This window comes from Arthrobacter sp. 10N43 (assembly GCF_056394525.1).
Genome location: NZ_JBFTIA010000003.1, coordinates 501,192 through 523,714, shown reverse-complemented (window position 1 = coordinate 523,714; position 22,523 = coordinate 501,192). Strand labels below are relative to the sequence as shown.

General features: G+C 68.2%; 23 protein-coding genes. 19 read left to right on the top strand and 4 right to left on the bottom strand.

The features are described 5' to 3' along the window. The first annotated feature begins 16 nt into the window (after nt 1-16). Both pheA and AC1DDO_RS07290 read left to right on the top strand, forming a co-directional pair. Nucleotides 17-1,000: a prephenate dehydratase gene (pheA, locus tag AC1DDO_RS07295; RefSeq protein WP_476866875.1), complete on the top strand. Its 984-nt coding sequence runs from the start codon at nt 17-19 to the stop codon at nt 998-1,000. Nucleotides 1,001-1,094: 94 nt separating this feature from the next. Next, nucleotides 1,095-1,316, top strand: coding sequence for a hypothetical protein (locus AC1DDO_RS07290; protein ID WP_390201662.1), 222 nt, complete (start codon nt 1,095-1,097; stop codon nt 1,314-1,316). Between the two features lie 23 nt (nt 1,317-1,339). Here AC1DDO_RS07290 and AC1DDO_RS07285 read toward each other — a convergent pair whose 3' ends face one another. Further along, a complete protein-coding gene (locus AC1DDO_RS07285; RefSeq protein ID WP_476866876.1) occupies nt 1,340-2,404 on the bottom strand; it encodes a diacylglycerol/lipid kinase family protein in 1,065 nt (354 codons plus the stop codon). Nucleotides 2,405-2,482: 78 nt separating this feature from the next. Here AC1DDO_RS07285 and serS point away from each other — a divergent pair, with 78 nt between their 5' ends. After that, on the top strand, nt 2,483-3,763 hold the full coding sequence (gene serS / locus AC1DDO_RS07280; RefSeq protein WP_476866877.1) for a serine--tRNA ligase: 1,281 nt from the start codon (nt 2,483-2,485) through the stop codon (nt 3,761-3,763). A 148-nt stretch (nt 3,764-3,911) separates the two neighbouring features. Further along, nucleotides 3,912-4,832: an HAD family hydrolase gene (locus tag AC1DDO_RS07275; RefSeq protein ID WP_476866878.1), complete on the top strand. Its 921-nt coding sequence runs from the start codon at nt 3,912-3,914 to the stop codon at nt 4,830-4,832. Nucleotides 4,833-4,880: 48 nt separating this feature from the next. Here AC1DDO_RS07275 and AC1DDO_RS07270 read toward each other — a convergent pair whose 3' ends face one another. The 3 genes from AC1DDO_RS07270 to AC1DDO_RS07260 all read right to left on the bottom strand — a co-directional run bounded on the left by AC1DDO_RS07270 (nt 4,881) and on the right by AC1DDO_RS07260 (nt 6,923). Next, entirely contained in the window at nt 4,881-5,480 is a 600-nt protein-coding gene (locus tag AC1DDO_RS07270; protein ID WP_476866879.1) for a hypothetical protein, read from the bottom strand. 92 nt (nt 5,481-5,572) lie between these two features. Next, nucleotides 5,573-6,331, bottom strand: a complete 759-nt coding sequence (locus tag AC1DDO_RS07265) for a DUF429 domain-containing protein (RefSeq protein WP_476867076.1) — start codon at nt 6,329-6,331, stop codon at nt 5,573-5,575. A gap of 100 nt (nt 6,332-6,431) precedes the next feature. Then, nucleotides 6,432-6,923: an inorganic diphosphatase gene (locus AC1DDO_RS07260; protein ID WP_441408258.1), complete on the bottom strand. Its 492-nt coding sequence runs from the start codon at nt 6,921-6,923 to the stop codon at nt 6,432-6,434. Nucleotides 6,924-7,074: 151 nt separating this feature from the next. Here AC1DDO_RS07260 and dacB point away from each other — a divergent pair, with 151 nt between their 5' ends. The 15 genes from dacB to AC1DDO_RS07185 all read left to right on the top strand — a co-directional run bounded on the left by dacB (nt 7,075) and on the right by AC1DDO_RS07185 (nt 22,504). Continuing rightward, nucleotides 7,075-8,604, top strand: coding sequence for a D-alanyl-D-alanine carboxypeptidase/D-alanyl-D-alanine endopeptidase (dacB, locus tag AC1DDO_RS07255; RefSeq protein WP_476866880.1), 1,530 nt, complete (start codon nt 7,075-7,077; stop codon nt 8,602-8,604). A gap of 97 nt (nt 8,605-8,701) precedes the next feature. Beyond that, nucleotides 8,702-9,853: a zinc-dependent metalloprotease gene (locus AC1DDO_RS07250; RefSeq protein WP_476866881.1), complete on the top strand. Its 1,152-nt coding sequence runs from the start codon at nt 8,702-8,704 to the stop codon at nt 9,851-9,853. Between the two features lie 98 nt (nt 9,854-9,951). Next, the gene (gene tilS / locus AC1DDO_RS07245) at nt 9,952-10,989 is read left to right on the top strand and encodes a tRNA lysidine(34) synthetase TilS (RefSeq protein WP_476867077.1); all 1,038 of its coding nucleotides are present in this window, start codon (nt 9,952-9,954) and stop codon (nt 10,987-10,989) included. 30 nt (nt 10,990-11,019) lie between these two features. Beyond that, nucleotides 11,020-11,571 carry a hypoxanthine phosphoribosyltransferase gene (gene hpt, locus AC1DDO_RS07240; protein ID WP_091255514.1) on the top strand — a complete coding sequence of 184 codons (552 nt, stop codon included), beginning with the start codon at nt 11,020-11,022 and terminating at the stop codon, nt 11,569-11,571. A gap of 199 nt (nt 11,572-11,770) precedes the next feature. Next, complete coding sequence (ftsH, locus tag AC1DDO_RS07235) at nt 11,771-13,837, top strand: ATP-dependent zinc metalloprotease FtsH (RefSeq protein ID WP_441408255.1); 2,067 nt, start codon at nt 11,771-11,773, stop codon at nt 13,835-13,837. 9 nt (nt 13,838-13,846) lie between these two features. Beyond that, on the top strand, nt 13,847-14,491 hold the full coding sequence (gene folE / locus AC1DDO_RS07230; protein ID WP_476866882.1) for a GTP cyclohydrolase I FolE: 645 nt from the start codon (nt 13,847-13,849) through the stop codon (nt 14,489-14,491). A gap of 11 nt (nt 14,492-14,502) precedes the next feature. After that, the gene (gene folP, locus AC1DDO_RS07225) at nt 14,503-15,447 is read left to right on the top strand and encodes a dihydropteroate synthase (RefSeq protein ID WP_476866883.1); all 945 of its coding nucleotides are present in this window, start codon (nt 14,503-14,505) and stop codon (nt 15,445-15,447) included. A 13-nt stretch (nt 15,448-15,460) separates the two neighbouring features. Further along, complete coding sequence (folB, locus tag AC1DDO_RS07220; RefSeq protein ID WP_441408252.1) at nt 15,461-15,820, top strand: dihydroneopterin aldolase; 360 nt, start codon at nt 15,461-15,463, stop codon at nt 15,818-15,820. After that, nucleotides 15,817-16,383 (top strand): 2-amino-4-hydroxy-6-hydroxymethyldihydropteridine diphosphokinase, encoded by a 567-nt coding sequence (gene folK, locus AC1DDO_RS07215; protein WP_476866884.1) that lies wholly within the window; start codon nt 15,817-15,819, stop codon nt 16,381-16,383. Before folB ends, folK begins: the two co-directional genes overlap by 4 nt. Then, the gene (locus AC1DDO_RS07210) at nt 16,380-16,904 is read left to right on the top strand and encodes a DUF3180 domain-containing protein (RefSeq protein WP_441408250.1); all 525 of its coding nucleotides are present in this window, start codon (nt 16,380-16,382) and stop codon (nt 16,902-16,904) included. The genes folK and AC1DDO_RS07210 overlap by 4 nt, the downstream gene beginning before the upstream one ends. Next, entirely contained in the window at nt 16,885-17,397 is a 513-nt protein-coding gene (locus AC1DDO_RS07205; RefSeq protein ID WP_476866885.1) for a PH domain-containing protein, read from the top strand. Before AC1DDO_RS07210 ends, AC1DDO_RS07205 begins: the two co-directional genes overlap by 20 nt. 18 nt (nt 17,398-17,415) lie before the next feature. After that, a complete protein-coding gene (locus AC1DDO_RS07200) occupies nt 17,416-19,017 on the top strand; it encodes a PH domain-containing protein (protein ID WP_476866886.1) in 1,602 nt (533 codons plus the stop codon). Further along, entirely contained in the window at nt 19,010-19,930 is a 921-nt protein-coding gene (locus AC1DDO_RS07195) for a Rossmann-like and DUF2520 domain-containing protein (protein ID WP_441408247.1), read from the top strand. Before AC1DDO_RS07200 ends, AC1DDO_RS07195 begins: the two co-directional genes overlap by 8 nt. A 1-nt stretch (nt 19,931) precedes the next feature. Beyond that, complete coding sequence (panC, locus tag AC1DDO_RS07190; RefSeq protein ID WP_476866887.1) at nt 19,932-20,834, top strand: pantoate--beta-alanine ligase; 903 nt, start codon at nt 19,932-19,934, stop codon at nt 20,832-20,834. A gap of 182 nt (nt 20,835-21,016) precedes the next feature. Continuing rightward, nucleotides 21,017-22,504 (top strand): DHA2 family efflux MFS transporter permease subunit, encoded by a 1,488-nt coding sequence (locus AC1DDO_RS07185; RefSeq protein ID WP_476971633.1) that lies wholly within the window; start codon nt 21,017-21,019, stop codon nt 22,502-22,504. Nucleotides 22,505-22,523 lie beyond the last annotated feature (19 nt).

Sequence of the window (22,523 nt, the reverse complement as noted above, 5' to 3'; positions counted from 1 at the left end):
GAAGAAGGAAGACCTGATGCCCGCACCCACCGTCACCTACACATTCCTCGGACCCGAGGGCACCTTCACCGAGGCGGCCCTGATGCAAGTCCCGGGCGCGGCGGACGCCATCCGCATCCCGTCATCGAATGTGAACACGGCGCTGGACAAGGTGCGGGACGGTTCCGCCGACGCGGCCATGGTGCCGATTGAAAACTCGGTCGAAGGCGGTGTGACGGCCACCCTCGACGCAATCGCCACCGGCCAGGAACTCAGGATCCTCCGGGAGGCCCTGGTGCCCATCAGCTTCGTCCTTGTGGCCAGACCGGGAGTGGCGATCGGGGACATCCGGCGGATCTCCACCCACGGCCACGCCTGGGCCCAGTGCAGGCTCTGGGTCGAAGCCAATATTCCTCATGCGGAATATATTCCGGGGTCGTCCACCGCCGCGGCCGCGATGGGCCTGCTGGGCGGCGACGGCGCCCACTACGACGCGGCGATCTGCGCCCCGATCGTGGCCGCCGAGCAGCCGGGGCTGGCCGTGCTGGCAGACAACATCGGCGACAACCCCGGCGCCGTCACCCGGTTCGTGCTCGTGGGCCGCCCGGGCCAGCTGCCGGACCGCACCGGCGCGGACAAGACTACCGTGGTGGTGCCGCTGCCCGAGGACCGGCCGGGTGCACTGATGGAGATCCTGGACCAGTTCGCGACCCGCGGCGTGAACCTGAGCCGGATCGAATCCCGGCCGACCGGGCAGTATCTGGGCCACTACTTCTTCAGCATTGACGCCGATGGCCATGTGGCTGACGCCCGGGTGGCCGACGCGCTTGCCGGCCTCCACCGGATCAGCCCGGCCACCCGCTTCCTCGGCTCGTACCAACGTGCCGACGGCACCCGGACCAGCGTGGCACCGCATACCTCGGACCAGGCATTCCGGTCCGCGCATGCGTGGGTGAAAGACATACTGGGCGGAGCATCTGCCGAGGTGGAATATACGCCGGGGGCTTCGCCCAAAGCGTAGGCAAATGCCATCCGGTGCCCTTCCACCCCCTCCCAACTGTGCGTATGCTTGCCTGATCCATATTGGGGAAGTCCCCTAACGGAGGGAGCGGGTCATGTCAGGCACCAGCACAGACAACGACGGCCAGGGAATGATCGTCAATCCCAAGCCGACGGCTGACAACCAGGACTGGGACGGCGACGACGCCGACCGCGCGGACCGCCTGCGCTTCGAAGAAGAACAGGCAATGATCCGGGAGCAGTCCGAAGCCCGGGCCGCCAAGGCTGCCGCGGAAGCGAAGAAGGCGGAAGAGGCAAAGAAGGCCGCCAGCGCCTAGTCACCGCTCCAGCCGCCGTCGGCCTAGCCGACTTCGGTGCCGTCCTTGACCCGGACCAGCAGGGATCCCGGGGCCACCTGGACGGTGACCTTCGTGGCCTCGCCGGAAGGGTCGCCGTCGACCTGGGTGGGCAGGGGTTCGGAGCTCCGGATGGTGATCTTGCCCGACCGGTAATACGTCATGACCGGCAGTTCCTTCTTGTGCTTCAGAACAATCTTTGTGTACATGGCCAGCCAGCCGATTGCACTGCGCGGGCTCATCACCACGATGTCCAGCATCCCGTCATCGATCATCGCCTGGGGGATGAAATCGATGCCCCCGGGGATCAGGCCGCAGTTCGCGAAGAGGACGCTGCGGATACTCCGGAACTGTTCGGGCTGGTCATCCAGGGCAATGGAGACCTTTTTGCGCCGCCCCACCAGGTGCCGGGCGCCGGCCTCCGTGTACGCGAGCCAGCCCACCGCCTTCTTCAAATCGTCGTTCGTATCATTGACCACTTCGGCGTCCATGCCGATACCCGCGATCACCAGGAAGGTGTATTGCGCCGACTCTCCGGTGCGTGAATTGTCCAGGGTGAGCCGCGCCGTGTCGATAAACCGCTGGTGTCCGAACAAGGCGGCCTGCACATTGCCTGGGAGGTCCCCCACCTCCAGATGCACATTGCGGGCCAGGAGGTTGCCCGTGCCCAGCGGAATCAGGCCCATCGCGATGTCCGTCCCGGCGAGGATCTCAGCCACCACGCGCACGGTACCGTCGCCGCCGCAGGCCAGGACGACGTCGGCTCCGTAGGCCACCGCCGCCCGCGCCTGGGAAAAGCCGGGGTCCTCGGCTGTGGTTTCAAAGATGCGGGGCGGCTGCCAGCCTGCCTCGGCGCACGCCGCTTCAATCAGGCTCCGCGCCTCGGCGGACCTGGCCTTGATGGGATTCAGGACCACGGCAACTCTCTGGTGGCCCAGGCCCGGGCTGTGGGTTTCCTCCCACACGGCCCTGCGGGTGTGCTTGGCCTTCAGCCGGCGCACTCCCCACCAACTGGAGACGGCAAACGCCAGGACCCCAGCGATGACGAGGTACAGCAGCCAGTCGCGCATTGTGATCCAACAGTATCCCGCCAGCGCCCCCGCATCGGGTTGCCCGGGAACGGCGACCGGATTGGATACTCTTGTCTGGTGATCGACGTAAAAGACCTCAGCGAAAATCCGGACAAGTTCCGTGCCAGCCAGCGCGCCCGTGGCGCCGACGAATCCGCGGTGGACGCGATCATCGCTGCGGACTCGGCCAGGCGCGCAGCGCTGATCCGGTTCGAGAACCTCCGGGCCGAACAGAACGTCTTCGGCAAGAAGGTCGCGCAGGCCAAGGGCGAGGAAAAGCAGGCCCTCCTCGCGGACGTGAAGGTCCTGGCCGCCTCGGTCAAGGCCGCATCTGCCGAGGCGGATGTTGCCCAGAGCGCCCACGAGGAACTGCTCCGAAGCATCCCCAACCTGATCGAGGACGGTGTCCCGGCCGGCGGCGAGGACGACTACATCGTGGTCAAGACGGTTGGCACGCCGCGCGAGTTCCCCGACTTCGAGCCCAAGGACCACCTGGAAATCGGTGAGCTGATCGGGGCCATCGACATGGAACGCGGGGCCAAAGTGTCCGGCTCACGCTTCTACTTCCTGCGCGGAGTCGGCGCCCGGCTTGAGATGGCGCTGCTTCAGATGGCGATGGAACAGGCGATCGACGCCGGCTTCGTCCCCATGATCACGCCCACCCTGGTGCGTCCGGAAACCATGCAGGGCACCGGCTTTGACGTCAAGCACGACGCCGAGATCTACCGTCTCGCCGAAGACGACCTTTACCTTGTGGGCACCTCCGAAGTAGCCCTCGCCGGCTACCACGCCGACGAGATCCTGGACCTTTCGGGCGGTCCGGTCCGCTACGCGGGCCAGAGCTCCTGCTACCGCCGCGAGGCCGGTTCGCACGGCAAGGACACCCGCGGCATCATCCGGGTCCACCAGTTCAACAAGGTGGAGATGTTCATCTACACCACTGTTGAGGAGGCGGCCGGCGAGCACGCCCGGCTCCTGGCGTGGGAAGAAGAGATGCTGGCCAAGTGCGAACTCCCGTACCGCGTGATCGACACCGCGGCCGGGGACCTGGGCAATTCAGCGGCCCGGAAGTTCGACTGCGAGGCGTGGGTTCCCACCCAGGGCGCCTACCGGGAGCTGACCTCCACGTCCAACTGCACCACGTTCCAGGCGCGCCGCCTGAACATCCGTGAACGGATTTTCAACGAGGACGGTGCGCCCAAGGGCACCCGGGCCGTGGCCACGCTCAACGGCACCTTGGCAACCACCCGCTGGATCGTTGCCATCCTGGAGCACCACCAGAACCCCGATGGGTCCGTCAACGTCCCCGCAGCGCTGCAGAAGTACCTCGGCGGCATGACGGTGTTCCCCGTCCTATAACCACCGTCCTTTAACCACCAGCCGGGCCTCCGGTGGCCGCCGGGTAAATATTCACACTGTGGACAGGCTGTGGGTGTTTACCACAAGTTAACGCCTTGCTGTGGCGTGTGTCCTAGCGGCCGTCGGGGGTGTCTGCTCTACTTGTGAGATGACAACTATGACTGAATCCTCAGTCGCCGGCAACGATGACCGGCGCACCACACACCAGAACATGACAGACCAGAACACGGCAGACCATACCAGGAACGTCCGGGACCAAAGTGCCCTGAACGGCGCCGGCAGCAAGCTGCTGATCGCTCTCGACGTCGATGGCACCCTTGTGGACCACGACGGGCACATGTCAGTTCCTGTCCGCGAGGCCGCCCAGGCCGTGGTGGCCGCAGGCCACCACGTCATGATCGCCACCGGCCGCTCCCTCAACGCCACATTGCCCGTCATCGAGCACATCGGAATCGACACCGGTTACGCAGTGTGCTCCAACGGCGGCGTGATCCTGCGCATCGACTCGGGCTTGCCGGACGGCTACGAAGTCCTCCACAAGGCAACGTTTGACCCGGGCCCTGTGCTTCGGGCCCTGCGCAAGCGGCTGCCCACCGCAAAGTACGCCCTCGAGGACGAAGAAGGTAATTTCCTGTCCACGGAGCGCTTCCAGGACGCCAGCTTCGGTGTCGAGGCGGTGGGCGTCGACTTCCAGACCATGCTGGAGGCAACCGCTGTGCGCGTGGTGGTCTTCAGCTCGGAAAACACGCCCGAAGAGTTCAACGCCGCCATCCGCCACATCGGTCTCGCCGGCGTGACGTATTCGGTGGGCTGGACGGCGTGGCTGGACATTGCCGCGGCCGGCGTCACAAAAGCCAGTGCCTTGGAGCACCTCCGCGACCGGCTCAGCATCGACACCCAACGCACGGTCGCCGTCGGCGACGGCCGCAACGACATCGAGATGCTGACCTGGGCACGCCGCGGCGTGGCCATGGGGCAGGCCCCCGTGGAAGTGATTGCCGCCGCGGATGAGGTGACGAAGTCGGTCTACGACGACGGCGCCGCGCACGTGCTTCGCAGCCTCCTCTAGCCGCCGGCGGCGGCGGCGGACGGGCGGTGCCGGTGAGAGACCCTCCGGCTAGCGGACGTCGAGGATGAGGCCCAGGAGACGGGCCGCAGCGGGACGGGCCGCGTACTCTTCGTTCCACTGGGACCGGGCCACGGCTTTGCTCACGGCCTGGGTTGTGATCCCGAGCTCCTCGGCCACCGCCTTCTGCTGACCACGCACGCCCGGGGTGAGCAGGTCCAGCACCCGCCATTCCGCCTGGCTCCGGTCGTGCACAATGTGGCCCAGGAGGCGCAGGACGGCCTCGGCCTCGGCCGCGAGATCGGCCAGCGGGCCTTCTACGGCCACACGGACCCGGTCCTTGCCGTTGCGGAGGCGATCCACGGCGCGCCGGGCGTAGATCAGCCCGTGGCCCGAGGCGTCCTTGATCTGGTTCGGCAGGGGTTCATTGACCGGCCCCACCCCAATGCCCACGTACCAGCTGCCGCTGCGCAGGGCGATCATGGCCGCCTCCACCGCCTGGTGCGGACAGTCCAGGATGCCTTGGACCTCGTCCTCCACGGAACGGTCGAAATCGAGGCGCGCCGGAATGTGCCGCAGGTCCTTGAGGAGCTGCGGCACACGGTCGCCGTCGCGCCGGCTGTCGGTTTGATTGATGGTCAGCGTGAACATTCTGGATGACACACTACCCGGTGGCACTTGCCGGGCAAGTGCCCGGCGAGACTCGCAGGGCCGGGACCGTAACAGTGGCGCTTACCGGGCGACTATCCGGCTGCTAGGTCGGAGAGTTGGCCGGAGGGCAGATGGATCCAGCCCTCGCTCAGGGCAGCCGCGGCGTGCCCGGGGCCGGGCCGCAGTGTCCTGCCGAGAGCGACTGCCCGCGCTGTCAATGAGGCAATGACGGCATCGAACATGTCATCGGACGCCGCAAGATCGTCCCGGTACCCCGAGAGGTCCAGCCACGGGGCCTTGAGCGTCAGATCCGCCACGGCGGAGGACAGCCTTTCGGCTTCTGGCGCCCCGCGTCCCTTGTAGCCGCGGGCGTGGATCCCCCAGATCTTCAGGGATGGCGCCGGATAGACCTCCGCGAGCCGGCCGGAGCCATCCCTGGCCTGCGGCCCCGAGTCCCGGGCGATCTTGGCCTGGATGACGGCGCACCTCATGGCCGGGTGGGCCAGCCGGTCCGCGGAGACGCTGAGCGGAATCAGCCCGGTCCTGCCCGTGACGAACCGGTCCGTGTCACGGTAAGCGAGCAGCCGGCGGCCCTCGATCCCGTCGTAGCTGAGGACCGGCCCGGCGTCGAAAGCCAAATGCCCTGCAATGAAAGGCAGGAAGGCGTCAGGCCAGCCGAGGGGGCAGTCGATGCCCGTCATGTCGCTGGCGCCGAAGAGGCTGAGAATCTCCTCGTCGTCCACGTCCAGGGACAGATGCGCCAGGCGGGCCGCGCCGCCGTCGTCCCATTCGATGAGGGCCGCAGCCGTCTTCTTCGCGGCCGCAGCGAGGTCGACGCCGAGGGTCCTCACCGCTGCGCCCGCCAGCACTTAAAAAACGCGGGGTCCCTTACCGCCCAATCCGGCGACCCGGATGGGCGGTAAGGGACCCCGCGTTGGAGTGCAGGAACGGTCAGTGACCGGCCGCCGGCACGTAGCGCTTGATGGACGCTTCGAGCTCGGCCTCGGCGGCGGCGCGGTCGCCCCAGCCCTCGGCCTTGACCCACTTGCCCGGCTCCAGGTCCTTGTAACGGGTAAAGAAGTGCTCGATTTCCTTGATGAGGAACTCGCTGACATCGCTGATCTCTTTGATGTGGTCGAACCGGGCGTCGGTCGGGACGCAGAGAACCTTGGCGTCGCCGCCGCCGTCGTCGGTCATGTTGAAAACGCCGATCGGGCGGGACTCGACGATGACGCCGGGGTACAGGTCGAAGTCCTGCAGGAGCACCAGCGCGTCCAGCGGATCTCCGTCTTCACCCAAGGTGTTCTCGAAGAAACCGTAGTGAGTGGGGTACTGCATCGACGTGAACAGGACGCGGTCCAGGCGGACGCGGCCGGTCTCGTGGTCGACTTCGTACTTGACGCGCGATCCCTTGGGGATCTCGATGGTCACGTCATGCTTCATGGAATGCTCCTTGACGAATTCAGGGGTGCGCGGCACGCGTGACGAAGGCAAAAAGCAGTGTCGGTGCCGCCGACTACTATTGAGGATATAGCGAGAGGCGCTGGTTTCAGGAACTAGTGAGGACATTTCAGGACTAAGGACCAGCAGCAGCATGAAACCGATAACCAGCCGCGCCGGCACCGCACCGGGGCCCGGCAGGCTTCGCGGGATCCTCGCACCGCTGCTCCAGACCGTCCTGGTGGTGGCGCTGGCACTGCCGGCCGGGATCGCCATCGCCCCGGCATTCCTCGGCCCGGACCAGCCCCGGGGCGCTTCGGCATCAACGCCGGCCTGGCAGCAGATTCCCGCGACGCTGAGCGGCCCCGGCAGCGATGCGGACGGAATCCGGCCACTCAGCGACGCCGCGCCAATCCCCGCCGGCGCAGCCCTCGCGGCACAGCTCAACGAGACCCTTAAGCCCGCCGGCGCCGGCACCTTCACCGGGATCGTCCAGGACGCCGCCACGGGAGAGGTGCTCTTTGAACGCGGGGCCGACGAGGCCCGCGTTCCCGCGTCGAACATGAAGCTCCTCACAGCCGGCGCCGCACTGCGTGTCCTGGGCCCGGACCGCCGCTTCAGCACCCGGGTGGTGGCAGGGCCAACGCCGGGCTCGGTGGTCCTGACCGGCGGTGGCGATGTCCTCCTGGGCGCCGGCGAATCCGCCCCCGGGGCCGTCCTGGGCCGCGCCGGGCTCGCCACGCTCGCCGAGGCAACGGTCCATGCCCTCAAGGCCAACGGCGCGAGCGGCGCCGTCAGCGTCCTGCTCGATGACTCCCTCTTCAGTGGCCCCTCGCTCAGCCAGGCGTGGAGCCCCGAGGACGTCGCTGCCGGGGAGACGGCCCCGCTGTTCCCGCTGGCACTGAACTCGGCCAGGTTCGATCCCGCCAAGACCACCGGAACCCGCCCGCAGGACGCCGCCATGACCGCCGCCGAGGCGTTCGCCGCCAGGCTTACCTCGGCAGCGGCGGCCGCTGGGCTCTCCGTGACCCCCGGGGTCACCCGGGTCCAGCCCGGAGACGCGCCTGACAGTGAACCCGGGAAAGCCACTGAACACGGGAAAGGCAGCGCCCCCGCCAAGGTCCTGGCCGAGGTCCAGTCCGCCACACTGGGCCAGCAGGTGGACCTCATGCTGCAGACCTCGGACAACTACCTGGCCGAGGTATTGGGACGGATGACCGCCCTCGGCGACGGCCGGGCCGGCAGCGGCGAGGACGCCATTGCCGCCGTGCTGCAGCAGGTCCGGGGCATGGGCGTTCCCACTGATGCCCTCCGTGCCGCGGACGTCTCCGGCCTGGCCCTGGCCAACCGGGTCTCGGCCCGGCAGCTCACGGACGTGGTCCGGGCCATGACCTCGGGGACGGACACCCGGTTGCGCGCCGCCCTTTCGGGATTCCCGGTCGCCGGGCTCACCGGAACCCTGGGGGGCCGGTATGTGGAGGGAGCCTCGGCCGCGGGCGCCGGTCTGGTCCGCGCCAAGACGGGCACGCTGAACACTGTCATTGCGCTCAGCGGTTACGTCGTCGACGCCGACGGCCGACTGCTGGTCTTTTCCTTCGTGGGGAACGGCCTGACTCCCGGCGCCGCGAACAAGGCCGCCCTGGACCGCTCCGCCGCCGTTCTCGCAGGCTGCGGCTGCCGCTGACGGACCCTGCCGGATCTGAACGAACGGGGGACCACCCGGTTCGCCGGTCAGCGAAAATTAAGGCGCATTGTCCGGCCCCTGTGTTCTGATGGATCCCATGGAGTCCTCTGCGCGCGAGACAACAAGCGAGCCATCACGAAAAACCTCGGGTGAGACCTCGGTCCAGGCCCAAGGTCTTATCAATTGGGAGCTCGCCGCGTCCACGGCGGCGCGCCTGACGCCCGCGGGCCCCGTCCTGGGCGCCGCAGAGATCGGCGCCGCGGTGGAAAACCTGCGGCTCATGGCAGACCTTTCGGTGCCGCACGTCCACGACATCACCGGGCTTGACGCCGCCAGGGACCTGCGTGATTCCGAGGTCCTCGTGGTGGACAGGGCCTCATGGGCCAAGGCCAACACCCAGAGCTTCGCCGTGATGCTCAAGCCCGCCATGGAAAAGCTGCTGGAGGGCCGCGCAGCCCTGAGCCCCGGAGCCACCAGCGTCAGCGCGGCCATCACCGGCAGTCAGCTGGGCGCCATCCTGGCCTTCCTTTCCAGCAAAGTCCTGGGCCAGTACGATCCCTTCTCCGCGCTGGCCGAAAACTCCACGGCCCCCGCATCCGGGCGCCTTCTGCTCGTCGCGCCGAACATCATCGCCGTGGAACGGGAACTGAAAGTCGCTCCCGAGGACTTCCGGCTCTGGGTCTGCCTCCACGAACAAACCCACCGGGTCCAGTTCGCCGCCGCCCCGTGGCTGCGGCACCACATGCTCCAGGAGATCGAAAACCTCAGCGGCATGCTGCTGGGCAACGTCGATTCGCTGGTGGAACGGGCCTCCGCGGCCGCGAAGTCGCTGAAGGACCGGGCGGCGCCCGGCGCCGCGCCGGGACGGGGCGCCATCCTGGACCTGCTCCAGAACCCGGAGGAAAAGGCGGCCCTGTCCCGCCTCACCGCCCTCATGAGCCTGCTCGAGGGCCACGCCAACGTGGTCATGGACGCCGTGGACGCCAGCATCGTCCCCTCCGTGAAGACCATCCGGCAGCGGTTCAACGCCCGCGGCCAGGACCGCGGCATGATCGAGAAATTCATCCGCAACCTGCTCGGTCTCGACGCCAAGATGCGCCAGTACAGTGACGGCGCCAAGTTCGTCCGCGAAGTGGTGGACGCCGCCGGCATGGCAGGATTCAACAAAGTCTGGGAGCACGCCGGCCACCTCCCCAGCGAAGCCGAGATCCACGACTCGAAGCTCTGGCTCGACCGGATGGGCCTCTAGCCGCCATGACTGTCAGCAGCGGTGTTGGTTCGACCTCCGTTTCCAGCGGACGACGCCGGCCCGGCCGCCTCGCGCCGGTGGTCGGCACGGCCCGGAAAATGCTGCAGGACGCCCTTGCTGCGGCCGGCTACCCGGAACGCGTCCTGGTCGCCTGCAGCGGCGGCCCGGACTCCCTGGCCCTCGCCGCCGTTGCCGCCTATTTCGCCCGCCGCGCCCATGTGGACGGCCACCCCGTGGCCGTTGGCGCCGTCGTCGTGGACCACCAGCTGCAGCCCGGCTCTGCCGGTGTCGCCGCACTCACCGCCCGGGCCCTCGAGGACCTCGGACTCTCGCCCGTGCAGATCAGGACGGTCGACGTCGCCTCCACCGGCATCGGCCCCGAGGCGGCCGCCCGGGACGCCCGCCACGCGGCCCTGGAGGCCGCGGCCGAGGAGACGGGTGCCGGCGCGATCCTGCTCGGCCACACGCTCGATGACCAGGCCGAGCAGGTGCTCCTGGGCCTGGCGCGCGGCTCGGGCACCCGCTCCCTGGCCGGAATGAGGCCCTCCCGGGGGCGGCTGTTGCGCCCGTTCCTGGGCCTGCGGCGGGCGGACACCCTGGAGATCTGCCGCGTCGAGGGGCTGGAACCCTGGCACGACCCGTCCAATACCGATCCCGCGTTCGCGCGCTCCCGGACAAGGGTTGAAGTGCTGCCCCTGCTGGAGGACAAACTCGGCCCCGGCGTCGCCGAATCCCTGGCCCGCACTGCCGCGATCCTGCAGCTCGACGCCGACTACCTCGAGGACGTGGCGAACGACACCTTCGGCCGGCTGCGGGAGCAGGCCGGTGAGGAGATCAGCCTTCCGGAGGCCGCGTTGCGGGACCTTGCCCCGGCCGTGAGGTTCCGGGTGATTGCCAAGGCCGCCGCCGCCGTCGGGGGTCAACAGCCCAGCTACCAGCGACTGCTCGCCGCCGAAGCGCTGCTGCGCCGGCAGGGATCGGCAGGCCCGGTGGAGCTTCCCGGAGGCGTCAGCGTCTACCGGCTCTCGCTCGCGGAGCTCCTCGCTGCGGGGCCGTCCGCCTCCGCCGGTGTTCCCCGCGAAGCCGCCCGCTGTGGGAAGCTTGTATTCCGGCCTCAACGGCCGCCCCGAAATTAGTCGCACCCCGCATCTACACAGGAGCCATTGGTGGATTCAAACGACGTCCAGGCAGACCTCAAACACGTTCTCTACACCAAGGAACAGATCCAGCAACGGATCACCGAACTCGCGGCGCAGATCGACAAGGACTATGAGGGACGCGACCTCCTGATCGTCGGCGTCCTCAAGGGCGCCGTCATGGTCATGGCAGACCTGGCCCGTGCACTGCACAGCCACGTTTCCATGGACTGGATGGCCGTCTCCTCGTACGGCTCCGGCACCCAGTCCTCCGGCGTGGTCCGCATCCTCAAGGACCTCGACACGGACCTCATGGGCAAGGACGTCCTGATTGTCGAGGACATCATCGACTCGGGCCTCACGCTCTCCTGGCTCAAGACGAACCTGGAATCCCGCGGCACCGCCTCAGTGGAAATCTGCACCGCTTTCCGCAAGCCGACGGCCGCCAAGGTCAAAATCGACGTCAAGTACGTCGGTTACGACATTCCCAACGAGTTCGTCGTGGGCTACGGCCTGGACTATGCCGAGAAGTACCGCAACCTGGACTTCGTCGGCACCCTGGCACCGCACGTCTACGAGTAGACCGCTCACGCAGAGGCACCCGCGCCCGGGACCCGGGCGGGGCAAGGCCCGGCCCAGCTACGCCCACAGGGAACTTTTGCCCTTCACCGTGCGTGAGTTAGTGCGACGGTGTATAGCTAGAACCTGACGCAGCACCACACGCGCGCAGAACGGTCGCCGTGCAGCACTACCAGGAGGGACGGGGCCAGCCCCCGAACAGATGAAAGCTAAGAGTTTCTTCAAGGGCCCCGGCATCTGGATTGTCGTCGTGGTGGCCATGCTCCTGCTGGCATTCGCCACTCTGGCGCCCGGCGGTGCTAGCCGGATCGACACTGACAAGGGCCTTGAACTGCTGAGCACCAGCGGCAAGGTTGATCAGGCCAAGATTTTCGACGCCGAGAACCGTGTGGACCTGGTCCTGAAGGACAACCTGCAGGTCGACGGGCAGGACAAGGGCAAGAACGTCCAGTTCTACTTCGTCAACGCCCGCGCCCAGGATGTCGTCAAGGCAGTCACGGACGCCAAACCGTCCGGCGGCTTCACCGACCAGCCCATCGAAAACAACTGGTTCTCCGGGCTGTTCTCCCTGCTGGTGCCGGTGCTGCTGCTCGGTGTCCTGTTCTGGTTCCTGCTCTCACGGATGCAGGGCGGCGGGTCCAAGGTCATGCAGTTCGGCAAGTCCAAGGCGAAGCTCGTCAACAAGGACATGCCCCAGGTGACCTTCAGCGATGTCGCCGGCTCCGATGAAGCCGTCGAGGAACTCGAGGAGATCAAGGAGTTCCTGCAGGAACCGGCCAAGTTCCAGGCCGTCGGCGCCAAGATCCCCAAGGGCGTGCTGCTCTACGGCCCTCCGGGCACCGGCAAGACCCTGCTGGCCCGCGCGGTCGCCGGCGAGGCCGGCGTACCCTTCTTCTCCATCTCCGGTTCCGACTTCGTGGAAATGTTCGTCGGTGTGGGCGCCTCCCGCGTCCGCGACCTCTTCGAGCAGGCCAAGTCGAACGCGCCGGCCATCATCTTCGTCGATGAGATCGACGCCGTCGGCCGGCACCGCGGCGCCGGAATCGGCGGCGGCAACGACGAGCGCGAGCAGACCCTGAACCAGCTGCTGGTTGAAATGGACGGCTTCGACGTCAAGACCAACGTCATCCTGATTGCCGCCACCAACCGCCCCGACGTCCTGGACCCGGCACTGCTGCGTCCGGGCCGCTTCGACCGGCAGATTTCGGTCGAGGCCCCCGACCTGATCGGCCGCGACCAGATCCTGCAGGTGCACGCCAAGGGCAAGCCGATGGCTGCCGGCGTCGACCTCAAGGCCGTTGCCAAGAAGACCCCCGGCTACACCGGCGCGGACCTGGCCAACGTCCTGAACGAGGCGGCACTGCTGACCGCCCGCTCCAACGCGAACCTGATCGATGACCGTGCCCTCGACGAGGCGATCGACCGCGTCATGGCCGGCCCGCAGAAGCGCAGCCGGGTCATGAAGGAACACGAACGCAAGGTCACCGCCTACCACGAGGGCGGCCACGCGCTCGTCGCCGCGGCCCTGCGGAACTCCGCCCCGGTCACCAAGATCACCATCCTGCCCCGCGGCCGTGCCCTGGGCTACACCATGGTGGTCCCGGAAAACGACAAATACTCCGTCACCCGCAACGAGCTGCTCGACCAGATGGCCTACGCCATGGGCGGGCGCGTCGCCGAGGAACTCGTCTTCCACGACCCGTCCACGGGTGCGTCCAACGACATCGAGAAGGCCACCGGGATCGCCCGGAAAATGGTCACCGAGTTCGGCATGAGTGAAAGGGTCGGGTCGGTGCGGCTCGGCCAGGGCGGCGGCGAGCCGTTCCTGGGCCGCGACGCCGGCCACGAGCGCAACTACTCGGACCAGATCGCGTACATCGTCGACGAGGAAGTCCGCCGCCTGATCGACGGCGCGCATGACGAGGCCTACGCCATCCTGACCGAGAACCGCGACGTCCTGGACGAGCTGGCCCTGGAACTGTTGGAGCGCGAGACCCTGAACCAGGCCGAAATCGCCCAGGTCTTCACCAATATCCGCAAACGCGACTTCCGCGACGTCTGGCTTTCCAAGGAGACCCGCCCGGTCCAGGACGCCGGCCCGGTGGAGTCACGCCGTGAAAAGGCGGAACGTGAAGCGCAGGAGGAAGCCACCCATGCCCGGCTCGAAGAGCCCCTGGATGCCCAGCCGCCGCATGCGCAGGGTGTTGGCGGGCAGGAGTCCTTCCAGGGCGGTGCAACAGATATCGGGACTGATGGTCATCCCCGCTAGGCTTCTTCTGTGACTTCTAACTTCGATGATGACGTAACCGCCCCCGCTGCCGCCCCGGCGGGGGACGGGGAATCCCAGCATTCCAAGACCAAGGTGGACCGCCCCAGGATCGAAGCCGCCGTGCGGGAAATCCTGCTCGCAATCGGCGAGGACCCGGATCGCGGCGGGCTCCTGGACACCCCGAAGCGGGTGGCCAAGGCCTATGCGGAAATGTTTGCCGGCCTGCACCACGACCCCGCCGAGATCCTGGCCACCACGTTCGACCTTGACCACGAGGAACTCGTGCTGGTCAAGGACATCCCGTTCTACTCCACCTGCGAGCACCACCTGGTGCCGTTCCACGGGGTGGCGCATGTTGGCTACATCCCGTCCCACGACGGCAAGGTCACCGGCCTGAGCAAACTGGCCCGGCTGGTGGATATGTTCGCCAAGCGCCCGCAGGTGCAGGAACGCCTGACCACCCAGATCGTCGAGGCCCTCGTCAGCCACCTCAAACCGCGCGGCGCGATCGTCGTCGTCGAATGCGAACACCTGTGCATGTCCATGCGGGGCATCCGCAAGCCCGGCGCCAAGACCGTCACCAGCGCAGTGCGCGGGCAACTGCACGACCCGGCCACCCGCGCCGAAGCCATGAGCCTCATACTCGGAAGGTAAGAACACAGACTATGGACTCCCTAGCCGCAGCCCCGGGGACCGGCCCCGCAACCTCGCCCCTGCCCATCCTGCGCAAACCGCGCCCGGCGGCGAAGTTCCAGGACCTGCCCACGGACCGGACACTCGTAATGGGAATCCTCAACGTCACCCCCGATTCCTTCAGCGACGGCGGAGACCACCCGACGCCGGACACCGCGATCGCGGCGGGGCTCCGGATGTTCTACGCCGGAGCGGACATCATCGACGTCGGCGGTGAATCCACCCGCCCCGGTGCTACGGCAGTGGGCGTCGAGGAGGAACAGCGCCGGGTCCTGCCGGTCATCGAAGCCCTGGTCAAGGCGGGCGCCCTGGTCAGCATCGACACTACCCACGCCGCTACCGCCGCCGCGGCCCTGAAAGCCGGCGCCGCGATCATCAACGACGTTTCGGGCCTGACCATGGAACCGGAAATGGCCGAACTGGCCGCCCGCACCAAGGCCCCCTACATCCTGACGCACCGCCGCGGCGATGCCAGCACCATGAACTCGCTGACCGACTACCGTGACGTCGCGCGGGAAGTCGTCACTGAACTCACCGGTGTCCGCGACAAGCTCTACGCCGCCGGCGTCGCGCCTGAGCAGATCATTGTGGACCCGGGCCTGGGCTTCGCCAAGAACGACGCCCAGAACTGGGAGCTGCTGCAGCATCTGGATGTCCTGCAGGCCATGGGCCACAGGGTCCTGGTCGCCGGCTCCCGCAAACGGTTCCTCGGCAGCCTCCTGACCGTGGCCGGCAAGGCCGCGCAGCCGGTTGAACGTGACGCCGCCACGGCCGCCGTGACCGCCATCAGCGCCTTCCGCGGCGCCTGGGCCGTGCGTGTGCACGACGTCGGCCCCAGCCTGGACGCCGTCAAGGTCGCCGCACGGATGGTTCCGGCGGCAGCGGCGGCCGGCTCCGCCGACGCCGGCACCAACTGATCCGGCCGGCACCATGGACCAGATCACGCTGAGCGGCGTCACCGCCGTCGGCTATCACGGGGTGTTCGACTTCGAGCGTCGCGACGGCCAGCCGTTTGTGGTTGACGCCGTGCTGCACTTGGACTTCAGCAAGGCCGCGGCTTCCGACGACGTCCTGGACACCGCGCATTACGGCGAAGTGGCCGACTGCATCAAGGACTGGATCACAGGCGAGCCGCTGAACCTGATCGAGGCCCTCGCGGTGCGGATTGCCGAGGACGTGCTGCAGAAATTCCCCGTGGCCGCCGTGGACATCACCGTGCACAAGCCCAAGGCCCCCATCGAGGTGGACTTCGGCGACGTTTCCGTCAGCGTTCACCGGAGGCGGCCGTGATCCCGTCCTACACCCGCGCCGTGATCGCGCTCGGCAGCAACCTGGGGGAGCGCAGCGACACCCTGTCCGCCGCCGTCGCGGACCTCGTCGACCCGCCGGAAGTGCGCCTGCTGGCCATCTCCCCGATTGTCCAGACGAAGGCCGTGGGCGGCCCGCCGGGCCAGCCTGACTTCCTGAACATGGTCATCGCCGTCGAGACGAACCTGCCGCCGCGCGAACTGCTGCAGCACTGCCACGCCGTGGAACAGAAGCATCTGCGCGTGCGCGAAGTCCGGTGGGGCCCGCGGACCCTGGACGTGGACATCATCACCTACGGGAACGTGGTCAGCTCCGACCCCGAGCTCACCCTGCCCCACCCCCGGGCCGCCGAACGGGCGTTCGTGCTCTATCCGTGGTCGCTGATCGATCCCGCGGCCGAGCTCAACGGCGAACGCGTGGGCGAACTTGCGGTCAATGCCGCCGATTTCGCCGACATTGCGACGTTTGACGGCTTCCAGAACCGTGAAGCGGATGCCACATCCCCCGGGAGCACCGGAGCCTCCGGCGCAGTGGAGCGGCCGTGAAACTGACCAGCCCCCTGCTCCTGCTGGCCATTGGTGTGGTTGTGGCGATAGCCGGCTGGCTCACCACCGTCCTGACCGGCCGCTATTCGCTGGCCACCCCCGTGCTGCCCCTGACCGGGCTGGTGACCATGGGCGTGATCGTGGTGCTGACCCTGGTCCTGGGGATCCGCGTGCTCCGGTGGCGCAACGGCAAGAAGAAGAAAATCCTCAACCCGATCCTGGCTGCGTGGACCCTGGTCCTCGCCCAGGCCTGCGCCTACACGGGCACGGTCCTGCTGGGCTGGCACGCGGGAATCTTCGTGGAGCAATTGAGGCTGTGGAACCTGCGCAGCAACCAGGACCTCACCTGGCAGGCCCTCGCCATGGCCGGCGGCGGGCTGATCATGGTGATCGTGGGCCTCGTCGTCGAGCGGTTCTGCCGGATTCCACCGGAGGACGGCGACGCCGATTCCGGTCACGGCGCGCAGGGAAAGCGCAACAAGCCCTCGGCGGAAGGCGAATATGCCTACCGAAGCGATTGATCCTCCGGGCATCGACTGGCTCAGGGTGTCACCGAAGTACGTCACCGTGCGCCTGGTGGGTTGGGGGCTGGGAAACCTGGTCGCCGTCGCCCTGCTCTCAATTCCCCTGATCCTGGTGCTGGCCGGGGCCTGGACCTGGCCTCCGCTGTGGCTGGCCGCCGCCATCCCCGCCGTATGGCTGGTCCTGGCGCTGTGGCGGCTGTTGCTGATTCCGCGGCAGGTCCGCTCGATCGGCTACGCCGAGCGGGCGGACGACCTCCTGATCCGGCGGGGGATCTTCTTCCAGCGCACCCTTGTCGTGCCCTACGGGCGGATGCAGTACGTGGACATCGCCGTAGGACCGGTCGAGCGTCCGCTGGGCCTGTGCACCCTGAAGCTTCACACGGCATCCGCCGGAACCAACGCCGAGATCCCCGGACTGCCTGCCAGCGAAGGAGCCCGGCTCCGCGAACAGCTGTCTGCCCGCGGCGAAGCCCGGCTGGCCGGGCTGTGACGGGAAGGCCATGACGGGATGGCGCTGACACCGCAGGGTCCCGGAAGCGCCGCTGGCGCCGGTGACGGCGGGGCGGGGGTTGCCGGCGGGGCCGGTGGCGAAGGTACCGGCGACGCCGGCTGGTTGCGCGTGCACCCGGCATCGCCCTTTGTCCGGGGCTGGGTGGCGCTGGCCGCACTGTTGTTCTTTTTTGGCCGCGACAGCTTCGAACGGCTCCTCCAGGGCGGCCCGGTCGTTGACGAGCGGTTCACCGGACGGGCGCCATGGCTGCTGCTTGGCGGCGGCATCCTGCTGCTGCTGACCGTTCTCGGCTACGTCCTGAGCTGGTACTTCACCCGCTACCAGGTGGCGGGCGGCTACGTGCGCGTCAACACCGGATTCCTGTTCAGGCAGCAGCGGCAGGCCAGGCTGGACCGGGTGCAGGCAATCGACGTCGTGCAGCCCTTCCTGGCGCGGATCTTCGGGCTGGCGGAGCTGAGGTTCGAAGTCGCCGACGCCGGTGAATCCGCAGTGCGCCTCTCCTACCTGCGCGCGGACGAGGCCCGGCAGCTCCGGGCGACAATCCTGGCCCGCGCCGCCGGCTTTGCGCCGGAGCCGGGGCAGCCGGAGGCCGCAGCCGTCGAGGCCCCGGAACAAGCAGTGCTGACCGTGCCGCCGCCCCGGCTGGTGGGCTCGCTGCTGCTGAGCGAACAAAGCGTCGCGATCGTAGCCGGCGGCATTGCCTCCGTGCTGCTCTCGACCTTCACCGAACACAAGAACTTCACGGTCTTCCTGATCCCCGCCCTGATCGGACTCGTCGCCTCCTACTGGTCCTCGTTCAACAAGGGCTACAACTTCACGGCCGCCGTATCGCCTGACGGCATCCGGCTGCGCTACGGCCTGCTGGACACGCAGGCGCAGACCGTGCCGCCGGGCAGGATCCAGGCGCTCAAAGTCAGCCAGCCGCCGCTGTGGCGGACGCTCGGCTGGTACCGGGTCCAGGTCAACGTGGCCGGCTACGGACTGGCCGTGAACAGCGGCGAAGGATCGGCCCGGACCACGCTGCTTCCGGTCGGGTCCCTCACCGACGTCCTGAACATCCTCGCCCTGGTGCTCCCGGATCCCGGAACCCGAGATCCGGTGGGGGTATTCACGGCGGGAATCACCGGCATCGCCGATGCCGCCGGAACCCCCGAAACCGGCGCCCCGGGAACGGGAACCCCGCAGCAGCCCGACGGCGGGTTCGTCACCACGCCGCGCCGGGCCAGGTTCCTGGCGCCGCTGGGCTGGCGGCGCAACGGCTTCACCGCAACGGACACCGCCCTGCTCCTGAGATCGGGCCGGTGGTGGCGGAACTTCGTGGTGGTGCCGCACCAGCGCACCCAGTCCATGGCGCTCCAGCAGGGGCCGCTCGCACGGCGATTCCGGGTGGTGGACCTGGTCCTGCACACCACGGCAGGTCCGGTGGCCCCGCGGCTCATCCAGGCCGGCCTCGACGAGGCCCGGGCCCTGCTGGATGCCCAGTCCGCCCGGGCCCGTGCCGCGCGCATGCTCCAGCGGAGCGAGCACTGGATGGAGCCGGCAGCCCAACCGGCCCCGCCACCCACAGACCACCCCCAGGAAGGCCCGCATCATGGCTAAACCAGGACGCCTCGGCGTCGGAATCATTGGCGCAGGGAAGGTCGGTGCCGTCCTCGGGGCGGCGCTGCGCGGAGCCGAGCACGCCGTCATTGGGGCGTCCGCCGTGTCCGACGCCAGCCGCGAACGCGCCGAAACGCTCCTGCCGGGTGTTCCCATCCTGGACGTGCAGGACATCGTGGAGCGCGCCGAGCTTGTCCTGCTGGCCGTCCCGGACGATGCCCTCGGCCCCCTCGTGGACGGCTTGGCCAAGCTCGGCGCCTGGCAGCCCGGCCAGCTGGTGGCGCACACCTCCGGACGCTTCGGCGTCGGGATCCTGCACCCGGTCCGTGCCGCCGGCGCCGTGCCGCTCGCGCTGCACCCGGCCATGACGTTCACGGGCATGAGCCTGGACCTCACGAGGCTCCTGGACTGCACTTTTGGCGTCACGGCCGACGCCGCGATGCTGCCGATCGCGCAGGCGCTCGTCGTCGAAATGGGCGCGGAGCCCGTAGCGATCGCAGAAGCCGACCGCGTCCTGTACCACGCCGCCCTCGCGCACGGCTCAAACCACATGGTCACGCTCGTGGCGCAGGCCTCGCAGCTGCTCCGCGACGTTGGCGTCGAGGCCCCGGACCGGATGCTGGGCCCGCTCCTGCGAGCCACGCTCGAGAACGCCCTCGCGTCCGGCGAGTCGGCCCTGACCGGCCCCGTAGCCCGCGGCGACGCCGGCACCGTTGCCGCGCACGCCGGCGCCCTGCGCGAGTACGACGGCGGCGCGGCCGGCGATATTCTTGAGGCGTACCTGGCGATGGCCCGGGCTACGGCCCGCCGGGCAGGAAGCCGCGGGCTCCTGAAACAGGAACAACTCGACGGCATCGAACAGGCGCTCGGCGGGCCCGGCCAGAACGGGACGCACGCCCCGGAAGGACCCTGACATGGCAATCCAACTCGTCAACACCGCTGCCCAGCTCCGCGCCGCCAGCGCCCGGCTGCTGGCGCAGAAAGGCGGCACGTCCCAGGGGCTCGTGCCCACTATGGGCGCGCTGCACGAGGGTCATGCCCAGCTGGCCCGGACCGCCGTCGCCCAAAACGACGTCGTGGTGGCCAGCATCTTCGTCAACCCCCTGCAGTTTGGCGAGGCCGCGGATCTGGAACGCTACCCCCGGACACTGGATGCCGACCTCGCGCTGCTCGACGCCGAGGGCGTGGACCTGGCGTTCGCTCCAAGTGTTGAGGAGGTCTACCCCGGCGGGGCACCGCTCGTGCGGATCACGGCAGGACCCCTGGGCGACAAGTGGGAGGGCGCCTCCCGGCCCGGACACTTCGACGGCGCCCTGACCGTCGTCGCGAAACTGCTCCACTACGGAATCCCGGGGGCAGGGCTGCCGGGCGGTGGCCAGCCGGCCTACCGCGCCTACTTCGGGCAGAAAGACGCGCAGCAGCTGGCGCTGGTCCAGCGCATGGTGGCGGACCTGAATTTCCCCGTGGAGATCGTGCCCGTTCCCATCGTCCGCTCGGCCGACGGCCTGGCCCTGTCCAGCCGGAACCGTTTCCTCTCCGAGGACCAGCGTGAGGCCGCCCTGGTGCTCTCCCGTGCGCTGCGGCTCATCGAGGAGCGCGCCAACGCCCACGAGCCCCTGGACATTGAATCCGCGCAGGCCCTGGTCCGCTCCCAGCCGCTCGTGGAACTGGACTATTTCGAGGTGGTGGATCCGAGCACCCTGGAGCCCCTCGCGGAGAACTGCAGGGATACCCCGTTCCGCGGCGAAGGGCTGGCGATCATCGCCGCCAAGGTAGGACCCGTCCGGCTCATCGACAACGCGCCCCTGAACTCCTGACCCCGACCTCCAACTAACAGCAACGCGGAGTCACTTCGCGCCCATGGTGGGGCCCTCAATGAGCCGTGTCTGACCCCGCGTTATTTTTCGATGACGGGAATGCGCCCGGGGCTTAGACTGTTGGAACCTGCAGCAGCGCCGACGCTCGCCGGACCCACACCAAGCTCCCCGAGGGAACACCCATGTCAACAGACGTCTCTTCCAACGCCTCTGGCGACCCCACAACGGGCGCTGCCCCCGTCATTCCCGCACCGATCGCGCCGGCGGCACCAACCGCGCCGGCCAAGATGTCCCGGGAGTCCGTGACCATCATCGTCACGCTGCTGGTGGCCACGTTCGTCGTGATCCTCAACGAGACCATCATGAACGTCGCCCTGCAGCGGCTGATGGTGGATCTGAACATCGACGCGCCCACCGTGCAGTGGCTGTCCACGGGCTTCATGCTCACCATGGCGGTGGTGATTCCGACCACCGGGTTCATCCTGCAGCGCCTTTCCACCCGTGCGGTGTTCATGCTGGCCATGGGGCTGTTCTCCGGCGGCACGCTGCTGGCCGCCGTCGCGCCCGGCTTCGGAGTCCTGCTGCTGGCCCGCATCGTCCAGGCCGGCGGCACGGCCATCATGCTGCCGCTCCTGATGACCACCATCCTCACGCTCGTCCCGATTGAACGCCGCGGGGCCGTCATGGGCAACGTCAGCATCGCCATTTCGGTTGCCCCCGCACTGGGCCCCACTGTCTCCGGCCTGATCCTCCAGCACTTTTCCTGGCGGTTCATGTTCGTTTTCGTTCTGCCGATCGCCCTCGCCGCGCTGGCCATCGGGGCCAAGTACCTGACCAACATCGGCGAAACCGAGAAAACCCGGCTCGACGCCCTCTCAGTGCTGCTCACGGTCCCCGCGTTTGGCGGCCTCGTGTACGGCCTGAGCCAGATCGGCGGGGGACAGGCCGGCTCCCGCACCCCTGCCGTGCTGGCACTTGCCATCGGCGTGGCAGCGTTGGCGGCGTTCGTGCTGCGCCAACTGAAACTGCAGAAGGTCGATGCCCCCCTGCTGGACCTGCGCGCCTTCAAATTCCGGATGTTCACGGTATCCGTACTGCTGCTTGTCGTGGCGATGATTGCCCTGTTCGGCGCGGTGATCCTGCTGCCGCTGTACCTGCAGGAGATCCGCGGCCTGAAATCACTCGAGACTGGCCTGGTGCTGCTCCCGGGCGGCCTCGCCATGGGCCTGCTGGGGCCATTCATCGGCCGCGTTTTCGACAAGGTGGGGCCGCTGCCGCTGACGGTGACGGGCTCGGTCATGATGGTGCTGTCCCTCTGGCAGTTCTCCATGCTGGACGCCGCCTCACCGTTGGGCTGGATCATTTCCTTGCACGTGACACTGAGCCTGGGCCTGGCACTGCTGTTCACCCCGGCCTTCACCGCCGGCCTGAACCCGCTGCCGCCGCACCTGTACTCACACGGCTCGGCCATCATGAGCACCCTGCAGCAGGTGGCCGGCGCGGCCGGGACTGCGCTTCTGGTCTCGATCTACGCCTTCGTGGCAGAGTCCTCGGGAATGGTTGCCGGCATGCACGCCGCCTTCCTGACGGCTGCCGTCATAGCCCTCGCCGCCGTCGCGCTGTCCGCCATGATGCGTAAGACCGCAGGCGTGGCCCAGCCCGCCCACTAGACCCCAGGCAACGACCAAC

Coding starts and splice junctions, on each gene's coding strand:
- folP (WP_476866883.1), top strand. CDS start 14,503: ATGGACTCCCTAGCCGCAGCCCCGGGGACCGGCCCCGCAACCTCGCCC.
- AC1DDO_RS07195 (WP_441408247.1), top strand. CDS start 19,010: ATGGCTAAACCAGGACGCCTCGGCGTCGGAATCATTGGCGCAGGGAAG.
- AC1DDO_RS07200 (WP_476866886.1), top strand. CDS start 17,416: ATGGCGCTGACACCGCAGGGTCCCGGAAGCGCCGCTGGCGCCGGTGAC.
- AC1DDO_RS07270 (WP_476866879.1), bottom strand. CDS start 5,480: ATGTTCACGCTGACCATCAATCAAACCGACAGCCGGCGCGACGGCGAC.
- pheA (WP_476866875.1), top strand. CDS start 17: ATGCCCGCACCCACCGTCACCTACACATTCCTCGGACCCGAGGGCACC.
- AC1DDO_RS07290 (WP_390201662.1), top strand. CDS start 1,095: ATGTCAGGCACCAGCACAGACAACGACGGCCAGGGAATGATCGTCAAT.
- dacB (WP_476866880.1), top strand. CDS start 7,075: ATGAAACCGATAACCAGCCGCGCCGGCACCGCACCGGGGCCCGGCAGG.
- tilS (WP_476867077.1), top strand. CDS start 9,952: ATGCTGCAGGACGCCCTTGCTGCGGCCGGCTACCCGGAACGCGTCCTG.
- folB (WP_441408252.1), top strand. CDS start 15,461: ATGGACCAGATCACGCTGAGCGGCGTCACCGCCGTCGGCTATCACGGG.
- AC1DDO_RS07285 (WP_476866876.1), bottom strand. CDS start 2,404: ATGCGCGACTGGCTGCTGTACCTCGTCATCGCTGGGGTCCTGGCGTTT.
- AC1DDO_RS07185 (WP_476971633.1), top strand. CDS start 21,017: ATGTCAACAGACGTCTCTTCCAACGCCTCTGGCGACCCCACAACGGGC.
- AC1DDO_RS07250 (WP_476866881.1), top strand. CDS start 8,702: ATGGAGTCCTCTGCGCGCGAGACAACAAGCGAGCCATCACGAAAAACC.
- AC1DDO_RS07205 (WP_476866885.1), top strand. CDS start 16,885: ATGCCTACCGAAGCGATTGATCCTCCGGGCATCGACTGGCTCAGGGTG.
- AC1DDO_RS07275 (WP_476866878.1), top strand. CDS start 3,912: ATGACAACTATGACTGAATCCTCAGTCGCCGGCAACGATGACCGGCGC.
- ftsH (WP_441408255.1), top strand. CDS start 11,771: ATGAAAGCTAAGAGTTTCTTCAAGGGCCCCGGCATCTGGATTGTCGTC.
- panC (WP_476866887.1), top strand. CDS start 19,932: ATGGCAATCCAACTCGTCAACACCGCTGCCCAGCTCCGCGCCGCCAGC.
- AC1DDO_RS07260 (WP_441408258.1), bottom strand. CDS start 6,923: ATGAAGCATGACGTGACCATCGAGATCCCCAAGGGATCGCGCGTCAAG.